This window comes from Kribbella sp. NPDC050459, from assembly GCF_040655315.1.
GTDB lineage: Bacteria > Actinomycetota > Actinomycetes > Propionibacteriales > Kribbellaceae > Kribbella.
The window spans coordinates 1-12,519 of sequence record NZ_JBFAJQ010000025.1 but is presented as its reverse complement, the minus strand read 5'-3'; the positions used below and the strand labels follow the sequence as shown (position 1 = coordinate 12,519).

The window sequence follows — 12,519 nt, the reverse complement described above, 5'->3', positions numbered from 1 at the left end:
CTACTAACCACAACCGAATGTCTGCTACCTCACCCCAGGCGGGCGAATCAGTTCTGGACGGCCTTGACGATGGCGATGTTGCGGGTCAGCCAGTCCTGCGGCAGGGACTCGTCGGTCGAGGCGGACTGAAGGGTCCACAGGACGTTGAGCATCTGGCGGACGATCACCCAGGCGCGGGCGCGGTCCTCGTCGAAGCCGGCGGCGTCGACGGCGGTCCAGAACCGTTGCTGCACCGCGAAGCGCAGGTCATGGGCGGCCGTGACCTCGTCCCAGCGGTTCCAGATCAGCGGCGCGACCTCGAAGTGCGGGTCGCCGGACAGCGGCTTGGGGTCGATGACGAGCCACGGTTCACGATCCGCCGCGAGCATGTTCTCGTAGTGCAGATCGGTATGGATCAGCCGCCCGTCGGTCGCGGGGTCGGCGACGAAGTCCTCGGCGAGCGAGATCGCCTGCTCGACGTACCGGTGCGGCACCGGCGCCGACGCGGGCAACTGACGGAATCCCTCGACCCAACGGCGCAGCTCCCCGGACAGGGTTCGGTACTGCGGTCCCGCCGGGACATGCAGCCGCTTGTAGGTCCGCCCAACGATCTCGCAGGCGTCCAGGGCATCGATCGTCGTCAGGTCGCGGGACTCCAGGCGCTCCAGCAGCAGCGCGAACCGGCGCGGGTCCGCGCGCAGCAGCTGGACGGCGCCGTTACCCGCCCAGTCGCGCAGCGCCAGGTGCTCGGTCTCGGCCTCCCAGTGCGGGAACTGCACCTTGAGGACGGCGCGACGCCCGTCGGCGAGCACCGGTACGACGAGGGCGCAGTTGCCGTACGCCGCCGTACCGTCGACCTCCAACCGCCACTCGTCGAGCAGCTCCCGCACCAGCCGCGGAAGCCGATCGAGCCAATCGGCCCAGTCCTGCCCACGAGAAGCGACGACCAGCAGGCCGGCCGGGATCTCGACCGGCACTAGCGGACCGCCGTCCGGCAGGGGCGCACTACTTCTTGCCCGCCTTCTCCGCGGTGTCCGAAGTCCGGAGGGCGGCGATGAAGGCCTCCTGGGGCACCTCGACGCGGCCGACCATCTTCATCCGCTTCTTGCCTTCCTTCTGCTTCTCGAGCAGCTTGCGCTTCCGGGTGATGTCACCGCCGTAGCACTTGGCGAGAACGTCCTTGCGGATCGCGCGGATCGTCTCGCGGGCGATCACCCGGGACCCGATCGCGGCCTGGATCGGCACCTCGAACTGCTGCCGCGGGATCAGCTCCTTGAGCTTGCCCGCCAGCGCCACGCCGTACCCGTAGGCGCTGTCGCGGTGCACGATCGCGGAGAACGCGTCCACAGTCTCGCCGTGCAGCAGGATGTCGACCTTCACCAGCTGCGCGGACTGCTCGCCGGTCGGCTCGTAGTCGAGCGACGCGTAGCCCTTGGTCTTCGACTTCAGCTGGTCGAAGAAGTCGAACACGATCTCCGCCAGCGGCAGCGTGTAGCGCAGCTCGACGCGGTCCTCGGACAGGTAGTCCATGCCCTGCAGCTGCCCGCGCTTCTGCTGGCACAGCTCCATGATCGCGCCGATGTAGTCGCTCGGGCTCAGGATGGTCGCCTTCACGACCGGCTCGTACACCTCGTCGACCTTGCCGTCGGGGTACTCGCTCGGGTTCGTGACCACGTGCTCGGCCCCGTCCTCCATCACCACCCGGTAGACCACGTTCGGCGCGGTCGAGATCAGGTCCAGGTTGAACTCGCGCTCGAGCCGCTCGCGGACGATCTCCATGTGCAGCAGCCCGAGGAAGCCGCAGCGGAACCCGAACCCGAGCGCGCCGGAGGTCTCCGGCTCGTACTGCAGGGCGGCGTCGTTCAGCTGGAGCTTGTCGAGCGCGTCGCGCAGCGTCGGGTAGTCGTCGCCGTCGATCGGGTACAGACCGGCGTACACCATCGGCTGCGGGTGCTTGTAGCCGCCGAGGGCCTGGGTCGCGCCGTTCACGTTCGAGGTGACGGTGTCACCGACGCGGGACTGGCGGACGTCCTTCACCCCGGTGATCAGGTAACCGACCTCGCCCACGCCGATACTCTGCGTCTTGAGCGGCTCCGGCGAGATCACGCCGACCTCGAGCATCTCGTGCACCGCGCCGGTCGACATCATCTTGATCCGGTCCCGGTGGTTCAGCTCGCCGTCGACCACCCGGACGTAGGTGACCACGCCGCGGTAGGTGTCGTAGACCGAGTCGAAGATCAGGGCCCGCGGCGGCGCGTCCTTGATGCCCTTCGGCGGGTCGATCTGCGCGACGATCTCGCTCAGCAGGTCCTCGACGCCCTCGCCGGTCTTCGCCGACACCTTGAGCACGTCGGACGGGTCGCAGCCGATGATGTTCGCCAGCTCAGCGGCGTACTTCTCCGGCTGCGCGCTCGGCAGGTCGATCTTGTTCAGCACCGGGATGATGTGCAGGTCGGCGTTCAGCGCGAGGTACAGGTTCGCCAGGGTCTGGGCCTCGATGCCCTGCGCGGCGTCCACCAGCAGGACGGCGCCCTCGCACGCCTCGAGCGACCGGGAGACCTCGTAGGTGAAGTCGACGTGACCCGGCGTGTCGATCATGTTCAGGATGTACGTCGTGCCGTCCGGGGCGAGCAGGCCGCCCGGGGAGTCCGGGCCCGGCGTGAACGGCAGCCGGACCGCCTGCGACTTGATCGTGATGCCGCGCTCACGCTCGATGTCCATCCGGTCGAGGTACTGCGCCCGCATCGAGCGGTCGTCGACCACTCCGGTGATCTGCAGCATCCGGTCGGCCAGCGTCGACTTGCCGTGGTCGATGTGGGCGATGATGCAGAAGTTCCGGATCAGCGACGGGTCGGTGCGACCCGGCTGCGGCGCGTTCGTGGGGCCAGCTGGCACGGAGGGGATCCAGTTCTCGTCTCGTGGTACCTGAATATCCGGTCAATCATCCCATGCGGGTCCAGCGGATTCGAAAATCAGTGGCACCAGGCCGCTAGCGTGGTGAGGCATGGCGCATGCTGCTGGGGTCCGGTTGCCGTTCGAGAAGCTGCCCGCCGCCGTGCGGGCCTGGGTGGAGCGCTCGCTCGGCTCAGTCGTGGTGACGGCCGTCACGCAGCAGGGCGGCTTCTCCCCCGGCGTCGCCGCCCGCCTGGTCACCGCCTCCGGCCGCAGAGCCTTCCTGAAGGCCGTCGGTACGCCGCTGAACCCGAAGACGCCGGAGCTGTTCCGCCTGGAGATCACCGCCGTGCAGGCCATCGGCCCGCTGCCGATGACGCCCCTGCTCTACGACGTGTACGACGACGGCGACTGGGTCGGGCTGCTCTTCGAGGACATCGAGGGCCGGCTGCCCGCCCACCCGTGGGAACAGGCCGACGCGGATCGGGTGCTGGACGCCCTGGACGAGTTGACCGACGCCCTGGACCCGTCACCGTGGCCGGACGCACCGGTGGCTGCCGTACGGAGTCATGACTTCCTGAGCCGCTGGGAGAGCGTGCTGGCCGACGGTCTCGCCGTACCGGAGTGGATGGACGGCCGGGGGGAGGAGTTCGCGGAGCTGTCCCGGTCCGCGATGCGGGTGCTGGCCGAGGGCAAGGCGCTGTCGCACTGGGACCTGCGCGCGGACAACCTCATCCTGACCGACAACCGGGTGGTGTTCATCGACTGGGCGCACCCGGCCCTGGCGCCACGCTGGACCGACACGGTGATCCTGCACGCGGACATGCGGGGCTCGGTCGACCTGCCGGCGCTGGCGGACGACGAGGCGATCACCGGATTCATCGCGGCCGTCGCCGGTGGGCAGTGGTGGGGAGCGGCGCAGCCCGCGCCACCGGGGCTGCCGACCATCAGGGAGTGGCAGCGCGAGCAGGCGATCGTTCACCTCGACTGGGTGCGGGAACGGATGCAGCGTTTCTGATCGCCACGCGTCTTCAGGGGTGTGACGAATCACGTGGTGAGCATCGGACGCTCGGCACCTGCGCAGGCGGCCGTGTCGGAGCTTTACCAGCAGCACTGGGCCGGACTGGTCCGGCTGGCGGTGCTGATGGTGGACGACCGGCAGGCGGCGGAGGACGTCGTACAGGAGGCTTTTGCCGAGCTGTACCGACGCTGGCCCCTGCGCGGGCCTGATGCGGCCCTGGGGTACCTGCGGACGGCGGTGGTGAACCGGAGCCGGTCAGTACTGCGAAGACGCAAGGTGGCGCGGCTCTACATCCCGCCCCACCAGGCGCCGAACGCGTCCGCCGAGAGCGCCGCCGTACTGAGCGAGGAGCGCTCCCAGGTGCAGCAGGCGCTCCAAGGACTGCCGCGCCGCACGCGTGAGGTCCTCGTACTGCGGTACTACCTGGATCTCGCGTTCGCCGAGATCGCCCAGATTCTCGGGATCGGCGAGTCGTCCGCCCGTGCCACGTCGTCGCGCGGCCTCGCCGTCCTGACCGAACGCCTCGAGGAACTCCGATGACCGACACCGAGACGCGCCTGCGCGACTACCTGCAGGCGCAGGCCGCCACGATCCCCTCCGACGCCGCGGGCCCTGGCCTGGACGAACCCCGGCGTCGCCGCCACTGGCCGGTCCTCGCGGCCGCTGCCGCGATCGTCGTGGTCGTCGTCCTGGCGGCCTCGTTGCTGACCCGCTCCGGCGACGACACCGAGCCGGCACGGCCGCCGGGGCCGCCGGTGCCGGGTACCGCTCCGCAGGTGCCTTACACGGTGGACACGGACGACGCGCTGCACGACGGCAAGCAGGTGGTACGGATTCCCAAGGGCGCCGACGGCTACTTCTTCGGGCGCGTCGCCGGCGGCGGCTGGCTGGGCAGCCTGATGCCCGGTGTGGGCAAGTTCCAGGTCGGGATCCTGACGCCGAAGGGGACCTTCCGGACCATTGGCCCACCTCGGTCGGGTGGTCAGGTGCTGTCTCCGGATCGCAAGCAGGTGGCGCTGTTCCACTACCTGTCCAACACGCGAGGCCAGGTGCTCGTCTTCGACATCACGACCGGGAAGCAAGTCGCACAGCTGCCCGCGGCGCCCGGACAGCCGGACATGCTGGGCTGGAACCAGGACGGGCTGTGGATGGGCCGGGGCAAGGCCGGGCTGGTCGTCTGGCAGCCGGCTACCGGACAGCAGCGAACAGTGTCTGTTCCCGGATTCGACGGGGCGGCGGCGATTCCGCCTGCGGCGGGCACAGTCGTACTGTCGGCGAAGGTCGACGGGAAGCGATGCCTGAAGGCAGGCGCGCTGCGCGACGACGGTTTCAAGCTGCAGCAGCAGTACTGCGACCAGGGCCCGGAACAGCTCTACCCGGTGCTGTCACCCGACGGCCGGACGATGATCCACAGCCAGCGGTCGGAGGCGATCGACGTCAACACCGGCCGGGTCACCAAGCTCAAGCTGCCGAACAAGATGTGGGACACGCTGCCGCTGCCGACCTTCGAGAACGGCAGCTATCTGCTGACCCTCACCGACGGAGGTGCCGGGGAGGGCGGCAAGGCTCTACAGCAGCTGTTCCGCTGCGACGTCACCTCCGGCGACTGCAAGCTCCTGGTGAAGGACGCGAACGGCCTGCAGCTGCATACGCCGTAAGAAAGCTCAGAGCGGCCCGGTCGTTGCCGGGCCGCCCTGGTCGTTCAGCTGTCTACGCGGACCAGTGTGGAGCCGGAGCCGTTGGCCCCGTCCGTGAAGCGCAGCTGACCCAGGTACTTCGTGCCGGCGGTCAGGCCGGTCCAACTGGCCGTCACGTTCGTCTGCCCCGCGACCGTGACCGGCTGGCTGGCCGGTGTGGCCGTCAGGTTGCCCTCGGCCTTCTGCAGCTCCCAGTGGTCGAGTTTCACCTGCTGCTCGTTCGCCCCGGCGTACAGGTCGACGTACACATCCACCTGGCCGCCTGCGGGCTGCGGAATGCTCACCTGCTCCTCGGCGGAGCCCCCGGTGCTGCTGCCGAGCAGGGTCGTCGTGCCAGCCTTGTAGACGAACACGTCCAGGTCAGTGCCTGCCGGATAGTCCGCGTCGAACGTGGAGAACCTGGCGTACGTCGTACCCGCCGGGACGTTGACCGTGAACTTGGCGACGTGGTCGTTGACCTTGGGCGCGGTCGTCGGGAACGACACACCACCCGGGTTCTTCAACGCCGCCTCGTTGACCGTGGCCGGGGTCAGACCCACCGCGGTGGTCTCGAGCGTCCCGGTGTAGCCGGCCGTGACCGGGACCTGCACAGAGCTGTCGGTGCCGGTGCCGTTGACCTGGACCGGTGCCTTGACCGTCAGCGGCTTGATCGCCAGCGTGCTGGCCACGGAGTGCTTCGCCGACTTCCAGATCAGCCGGCCGAACGAGTACTGCTCGAGCGGCGCGCCGTTGTTCTCGATGGTGAGCTTGTACGTTGTGGTGCGGCCCGGGAGCGTGACGAGGATCTTCGGCGTCACGGTCACCTTGAGCCCGGTCAGGCCTTCGACCTTCGGGAAGTAGACCTCCGGGACGCTGCCGACGTTCGTCACGGTCCGGGTCACGGTCTGCTTGCCGGCCAGGTCACCGATCGCGATCGTCGGGTAGTTGAGGTCGCTCAGGTCGATCTTGCCGTTCGCGCACAGCTCGTGCGTGCTCGGCACCTGCCCGGAACCGCAGACGAACTTCGTCCAGTCGGTGTACGTCGAGTCGTAGACCAGGCCCGGGTCCATCCCGAGCTTCGGCTGCACCTGCCCCGCGCCGTACCCGAACGGGTTCGCCTGCGAGCCGGAGTCGTTCTGGATCGACTTGCCGCCGGCGTCCTTGTCGGTGGCGGTCGTCATCAGCGCGGACTTGATCGCCATCGGGGACCAGGTCGGGTGCTTGCTCTTCAGTACGGCCGCGATGCCGGCGATGTGCGGCGTCGACATCGACGTACCGCTCATGAACGCGTACTCGCCACCGGCCGCGCTGAACGCGGTCGTCGCGGCCAGGACGTTCGTGCCGGGCGCCATGATGTCCGGCTTGAGCAGGTCACCGTTGCCGGCCGGGGACGGACCGCGGCTGGAGGAGGCGGCGACCTTGGGGGCGTTGACGCGAACCGGCGTACCCGGGCCGATGGTGGCGGTCGGGTTCGCGGTGCCGCTGACGTACGCCTTCACCGCGGGCGCGGCCTTGTCGTCCAGGTGGACGGTCGGCACCGAGTGCAGATCGGCGTCGAGCGTGCCCGGGGTGATGTTCAGCAGGATCATGCCGACACCGCCGGCGTTCTTCACCTGCAGGCTCTTGTCGACGCGGGCGTTCACGCCGCGATCGCAGACCACGATCTTGCCCGTCACCTTCGCCGGGTCGAGCGTGCCCGCCTGGCAGAGCGTGAGGTTGGTCGGATCGGCGCCCGCGAGGCCGGCGTCCTTGGCCAGCACCACCGGCGCCGACGGCGTACCGGAACCGATACCCGCGCCGGTGTAGGACTTGCCGTCCCCGAGCGTCACGGTGGTCTGGATGTCGCGGTCATGGGTGCCGTTGGCAACAGACGTGACCCAGGGGTAGGTCTTGCCGACGGTCGCGTCGCCCGGACCCGTGTTGCCGGCACTGGTCGCCACGAACACGCCTGCCTTGGCCGCCCGCAGGAACGCGAGTCCGGTCGCGTTCACGTACGTCGACCCGCTGCCGGAGATCGAGTAGTTGATGACGTCGACGCCGTCGGAGACCGCGGCGTCGATCGCGGCCACGATGTCGGCGTCCGTACCGCTGCCGCCGCCGGTCGCGTCGACCGCCCACAGCGCCTTGTAGATCGCCAGGCGGGCGTGCGGCGCCATACCGGAGCCCTTGCCGTAGTCGCGGCCCAGGACGCTCATCTCGACGCCGTAGTTGCCGGCCGCGGTGCTGGCGGTGTGGGTGCCGTGGCCGCCGTAGTCGCGCGGCGACTTGAACTCCTCCGGGATCGGGCGGGTGCCGATGCCCTTGTCGAAGTACCGGGCGCCGATCACCTTGTTGTTGCAGGTGACGGGCGCCTCCTCACCGGCCTGGCAGGTGCCCTTCCACTTCTTCGCGACGATCGCGTCGGATGCTTTTGTGGTCTGCATGGGCGCGAAGCTCGCCCGCTCCGGGACGAAACCGGAGTCGATCATGCCGATGATGACGCCGTCGCCGGCCTTGTCGATACCGCCTGCCTGCTGCCAGGCACCGCCCTTGCCGGACAGGCCGAGGAAGCGCGGCGTGTCGACGGTGTCCGCGTGCTGGATCTCGCTCGGCTCCACACTCTTCACGCCGGACGACTTGGCCAGCTTGACCGCGTCGTCGTACGACATCTCGGCGGAGAACCCGGCGTACGTGTAGCTGTAGTCGTAGAGCTTCTTGACGTCCGGGACGGCCTTGAGCACCTCGTTGCGCTCGCTGGCAAGGTGCTTGACGTAGTCGACGACCGGCGCGGCGGTCTTCAGCAGCTTGCCGCCCGGGACGACCCGGGTGGCGGCGAGACCGGCGATGTCGCCGTCGTACTCCGCGACCGGGGAGTCGTCGAGCTGGACGATGTACGAACCGGTACCGGAGCGCTTGACGTCCGGGTCGGCCGGCGTCGCTGCCGGCTGGCTGGCGTTCGCCGAGCTCACCAGCACCGGCACGCCGGCACAGGCGGCGATCAGTGCGGTGGCGACGACGATCGCCGGTCGTTTGCGGGTCACGAAGTTCCTCCAGGCTGGACGGAGCGATGGCGGAGCCCTGGGCTCGCGGGGCCCTGAGTATGCCGGTCGGGCGTCGCCGGTGTCACGCATGCCGACGCAGGTGCAAGGGAAAACCCCTGATCAGGCAGTGGGCGACGAATCCGACGAGAACCAGGACGAGGACGGCCGCGCCCGCGATCAGCAGAATCCGCCGGCCGCGAGTCAACGGCGAGCCGTCGCTGAGGGCGCCTCCGTCGGTGATGCCGTCCGCCTTCACAAGGAGTGGGAGCGTCCGATCCCCAGGCGCGTGGCCCGCCGGCTTGTTGTCTTCGCCGAGCTGGATCCGCAGGTCCGAGAGCCGACTGTCCCAGCCGTCGATGCCGACCCGGTCGAGCGCGCGCCCGGAGTCGTCGTACTCGTAGTCGATCGTCTCGGTGACGTCCAGGCCGCCGTCCGCGCGGATCTCGTACCGCGCATCACCTTGCCGTCGATCACGGACAGTAGTCTGACGGACGAGGGTTCCACCGCCTCGGCGGAAGCAGGCCGGTTTGGCTGCGGGCGGGGCTTCTTGGTAATCTAGCTCTTCGCGTGCCCACGGGTGGTGTACAGCCGTGCGCGCAACACCATCCTGTATTGACCGCACACACCTGATCGAGGCTCTGCTCCGTGGCGAACATCAAGTCCCAGATCAAGCGCAACCGCCAGAACGAGGCTGCGCGACTTCGCAACAAGTCGGTGAAGTCGACCCTCAAGACGGCTGTTCGCCGCTTCCACGAGGCCGTCGAGGCCGGCGAGGCCGAGAAGGCCAACGAGACCGCCCGCAAGGCCGGTCGCCTGCTCGACAAGGCCGTCAGCAAGGGCGTCATCCACGCCAACCAGGCGGCGAACCGCAAGTCGGCCATCTTCAAGAAGGCCGCTTCTCTCTGACGCCGGGGCCGCTCCTGCGGCCCACCGAACGATCGGCCCGTCCGCAGGACCGGCCGATCGTTTTTGCGTGCCCGCACAGCTTCTGATCCGCATCGCCTGAGTCGTTGATCGGAGTGCCATGAGAATCGTCGTCATCGGTGGCAGTGGTCATATCGGCACCTTCCTCGTCCCGCGGCTCGTCCGCGCCGGCCACGAGGTCGTCAACATCAGCCGCGGCGCGCGGACGGCGTACACCGCTGCTCCGGAATGGCAGCAGGTCCGTGCCGTGCTCGCCGACCGGCAGCAGGAGGACCGCGACGGCACGTTCGGCGACCGGGTCGCCGGGTTGCGCGCCGACGTCGTCGTCGACCTGATCTGCTTCACCCTCGAATCGGCCACCGCGCTGGTCGGCCGGCTCCGCGGCGAGACCGGGCATCTCCTGCACTGCGGATCCATCTGGCGGTACGGTCCGAGCCGCAAGCTCCCGATCGCCGAGGACAGCGACTCAGCCGGGCCGCCCTTCGACGAGTACGGCATCGCGAAGGACCAGATCGGCCGGATGCTGAAGGAGGAGACCGCCTCCGGTGGGCTCGTCAGCACCTCGCTGCACCCCGGCCACATCGTCGGCCCGGGCTGGCACCCGACCGGGCCGCTCGGCAACCTCGACCCCTCCGTGTGGCACACGCTGTCAGCCGGCGAGCCCCTGCGGGTCCCCGGCAGCGGTGCCGAACTCATGCACCACGTCCATGCCGACGACGTGGCCCACGCGTTCCAGCAGGCCATCGACCACCGCGACACGGCCGCCGGCGAGGACTACAACATCGTCGCCCCGACCGCGCTGACGGTCCGCGGCTACGCCGAGATCGCCGCCGGCTGGTTCGGCCGGACCGCCACCCTCGAATCCGTCACCTGGGACGAGTTCCGCCGCTCCACCACCCCAGACCACGCCGACTCCAGCTGGGGCCACCTCCACCGCAGCCAGTGCTTCACCATCGAAAAAGCCAAGACCCAGTTGGCCTACGCTCCCCGCTACGAGCCGGAAGCCGCCATCCACGAAGCCATCCACTGGCTCGCCACCCACAGCCAACTCCCCCTCGCCAACCCGCTGTCCGTCTGACCTCGGCGAGCGCTGGTTCGGGAGGGGGCGCTTGGGGAGAGGTGGTTCAGCGGCGACCGTGGGCTCGGGTGATGGTGAGGACCATGCGTTCGAGGGCGTAGCCGGCGTCGCCTGAGGCGCCTTTGACGTCGGCGTCGGCTTGTGCGACCGCCTTGATAGCGGTCGCGAGGCCACCAGGGGTCCAACCTCGGGACTGTTGCTTGAGCTGCTTCAGCTTCCACGGCGGTACGCCGACCTCACGCGCCAGATCCGCCTCACGCATCCCACTCGGCGCACTCGCGTACTTCGCCAGCCCGCGCAGCCCACCCGCCATCGCACTCGTGACGAGCACCGGCGCGACACCGCAGTCCAGCGCCCACCGGAGCTGCTCCAGCGCCGGCTCGGTCCGCCCGGCGATCGCCGCGTCCGCGACCGCGAAGCTCGTGACCTCCGCGCGCCCGCCGAAGTACTGCCCGATCAGCTCGGACGTCACCGCCTGGCCGCCCGAATCCGACACCAGCTGCGAACACGCCCCGGCCAGCGCCCGCAGGTCATGCCCGACCGCATCCACCAGCGCCGACGCCGCACCCTCGTCCACGGACCCGCCGAGCAGCCGGATCTCCCCCGCCACGAACTGCGGAAGCTCCCACGTCTTCGGCGCCGTCGCGACGACCTCGTTGACCGATGCCTTCCGCAACTTGTCGAGGACGCCCTTGCCTTTCTGCCCGCCGGAGTGCACCAGCACCACGAGTACGTCGTCGGCCGGCGACCCGGCGTACTCGATCAGGTGCGGCGCCATCTCCGCAGGCAGGTTCTCCAGCCCGCGTAGCACCAGCACCCGCTCGCTCGCGAACAACGACGGCCCGGTCAGCTCCGCGAACACCCCGACGTCCAGCGTCGACGCCTCGAGATCCGTCACCTCGACTGCACCGTCGCCCGACGCCGCGTTCTTCGACACCGCCGCGATCGCCGACCGCACGGCCCGATCCGCCAGGAACGACTCGGCCCCGGTCACCAGCAGCACATCACCCAGCTTCGGCGCAGAACCTTTACGAGCAGCCACCCGGTCAGCATCCCACGCCACCCCGACAATCCCGGTGCGCCCCCGCACCAAACCGGCAAGGATGCTTCCTATGACGACAGCATCCACGACCTCACCTGGCACCACGACTGATGCGAGCCCGGGTGGCGCGCTGGGCTCGGGCGGTGAGCCGGCGTTGACTGTCGACGCCTTGGTGGTGGTTGACCTGCAGACTGCGTTCGTCTCCGGATCCGATGCAGTGCCCGGCGCGGCGGGGCTGTTGGATCGGGTGCGTGGGCTGCTGGATCGCGCCCGGGCGGCCGGTGCTGTCGTCGTACATCTGCAGAACGACGGTCCGCCCGGCGCGGACGACGAGCCGGGAACCCCGGGCTGGGAGTTGTTCTTGCCAGTGCAGCCGGGAGCTCGCGAGCACGTCGTACGCAAACCTCGCGACGACGGCTTCGACGCGACGCCGCTCGGGGAGATCCTGGTGTCGGCCGGCGTACGGTCGCTCGCGATCTGCGGCGTGATGTCCGAGATGTGCGTACACGCCACAGCCAAGACCGCCCTGGCCCGCGGCTACCGAGTCGTCCTCCCGCACGACGCCCACGCCACGTACGATGCCCCCGCCGTCCCCGGCGTAGCCGACAAGATCCCCGCCCACATCGTCTCCCGAGTCGCCGCCTGGTCCCTCGGCAACCAACCCAACAACACCTCCCCCGCGTCCTCCGTCACCTTCTGACACGCCGTACGGCCAACGGCCGACCCCACAGGCAGACCTCACCCGCACCACCGACCACCCACCCACCAAGCCGACAACCTCCCGAGCCAAGACGGGACTGTCCGCATAACGGTGTTTCCGGCCCGACGCGCCGACTGTGAGGGTTGGCGGGGAAGGTGCGGCGATGACCGCGACACTGCCGGATGTG

General features: G+C 69.3%; 11 protein-coding genes. 7 read left to right on the top strand and 4 right to left on the bottom strand.

The genetic code is table 11. The annotated features are described in order from the left end of the window. Positions 1-47: 47 nt before the first annotated feature. Positions 48-956: an aminoglycoside phosphotransferase family protein gene (locus tag AB0I12_RS42225; protein WP_359942040.1), complete on the bottom strand. Its 909-nt coding sequence runs from the start codon at positions 954-956 to the stop codon at positions 48-50. Between the two features lie 28 nt (positions 957-984). After that, on the bottom strand, positions 985-2,874 hold the full coding sequence (gene lepA, locus AB0I12_RS42220; protein ID WP_359942037.1) for a translation elongation factor 4: 1,890 nt from the start codon (positions 2,872-2,874) through the stop codon (positions 985-987). 109 nt (positions 2,875-2,983) lie between these two features. Between lepA and AB0I12_RS42215 the strand changes: the two genes are divergently transcribed. From AB0I12_RS42215 to AB0I12_RS42205, 3 genes are read left to right on the top strand one after another with little or no spacing between them, the layout of a single operon-like run. Continuing rightward, positions 2,984-3,889, top strand: a complete 906-nt coding sequence (locus tag AB0I12_RS42215) for a hypothetical protein (RefSeq protein ID WP_359942034.1) — start codon at positions 2,984-2,986, stop codon at positions 3,887-3,889. Between the two features lie 36 nt (positions 3,890-3,925). After that, on the top strand, positions 3,926-4,432 hold the full coding sequence (locus AB0I12_RS42210; RefSeq protein ID WP_359942031.1) for a SigE family RNA polymerase sigma factor: 507 nt from the start codon (positions 3,926-3,928) through the stop codon (positions 4,430-4,432). Continuing rightward, a complete protein-coding gene (locus tag AB0I12_RS42205; protein ID WP_359942028.1) occupies positions 4,429-5,550 on the top strand; it encodes a hypothetical protein in 1,122 nt (373 codons plus the stop codon). The genes AB0I12_RS42210 and AB0I12_RS42205 overlap by 4 nt, the downstream gene beginning before the upstream one ends. Positions 5,551-5,594: 44 nt before the next feature. Here the strand turns inward: AB0I12_RS42205 and AB0I12_RS42200 are convergent, their stop codons facing one another. Beyond that, complete coding sequence (locus AB0I12_RS42200) at positions 5,595-8,588, bottom strand: S8 family serine peptidase (RefSeq protein WP_359942025.1); 2,994 nt, start codon at positions 8,586-8,588, stop codon at positions 5,595-5,597. Positions 8,589-8,676: 88 nt separating this feature from the next. Here AB0I12_RS42200 and AB0I12_RS42195 point away from each other — a divergent pair, with 88 nt between their 5' ends. The 3 genes from AB0I12_RS42195 to AB0I12_RS42185 all read left to right on the top strand — a co-directional run bounded on the left by AB0I12_RS42195 (position 8,677) and on the right by AB0I12_RS42185 (position 10,590). Next, entirely contained in the window at positions 8,677-9,147 is a 471-nt protein-coding gene (locus AB0I12_RS42195; protein ID WP_359942022.1) for a hypothetical protein, read from the top strand. Positions 9,148-9,233: 86 nt separating this feature from the next. Next, positions 9,234-9,494, top strand: a complete 261-nt coding sequence (rpsT, locus tag AB0I12_RS42190; protein WP_141859325.1) for a 30S ribosomal protein S20 — start codon at positions 9,234-9,236, stop codon at positions 9,492-9,494. Between the two features lie 118 nt (positions 9,495-9,612). Then, complete coding sequence (locus AB0I12_RS42185; RefSeq protein WP_359942018.1) at positions 9,613-10,590, top strand: NAD-dependent epimerase/dehydratase family protein; 978 nt, start codon at positions 9,613-9,615, stop codon at positions 10,588-10,590. 46 nt (positions 10,591-10,636) lie between these two features. On the opposite strand, the gene holA is transcribed toward AB0I12_RS42185, so the two are convergent. After that, positions 10,637-11,632 (bottom strand): DNA polymerase III subunit delta, encoded by a 996-nt coding sequence (gene holA, locus AB0I12_RS42180; protein ID WP_359942015.1) that lies wholly within the window; start codon positions 11,630-11,632, stop codon positions 10,637-10,639. A gap of 70 nt (positions 11,633-11,702) precedes the next feature. On the opposite strand from holA, the gene AB0I12_RS42175 reads away from it, so the two are divergent. After that, the gene (locus AB0I12_RS42175) at positions 11,703-12,332 is read left to right on the top strand and encodes an isochorismatase family protein (RefSeq protein ID WP_359942012.1); all 630 of its coding nucleotides are present in this window, start codon (positions 11,703-11,705) and stop codon (positions 12,330-12,332) included. Positions 12,333-12,519: the final 187 nt, after the last annotated feature.

What these genes read in the sequence shown, in the direction of transcription:
- AB0I12_RS42215 (WP_359942034.1), top strand. Translation starts at nt 2,984, where the DNA reads ATGGCGCATGCTGCTGGGGTCCGGTTGCCGTTCGAGAAGCTGCCCGCC.
- AB0I12_RS42185 (WP_359942018.1), top strand. Translation starts at nt 9,613, where the DNA reads ATGAGAATCGTCGTCATCGGTGGCAGTGGTCATATCGGCACCTTCCTC.
- AB0I12_RS42205 (WP_359942028.1), top strand. Translation starts at nt 4,429, where the DNA reads ATGACCGACACCGAGACGCGCCTGCGCGACTACCTGCAGGCGCAGGCC.
- AB0I12_RS42195 (WP_359942022.1), top strand. Translation starts at nt 8,677, where the DNA reads ATGCCGACGCAGGTGCAAGGGAAAACCCCTGATCAGGCAGTGGGCGAC.
- AB0I12_RS42175 (WP_359942012.1), top strand. Translation starts at nt 11,703, where the DNA reads ATGACGACAGCATCCACGACCTCACCTGGCACCACGACTGATGCGAGC.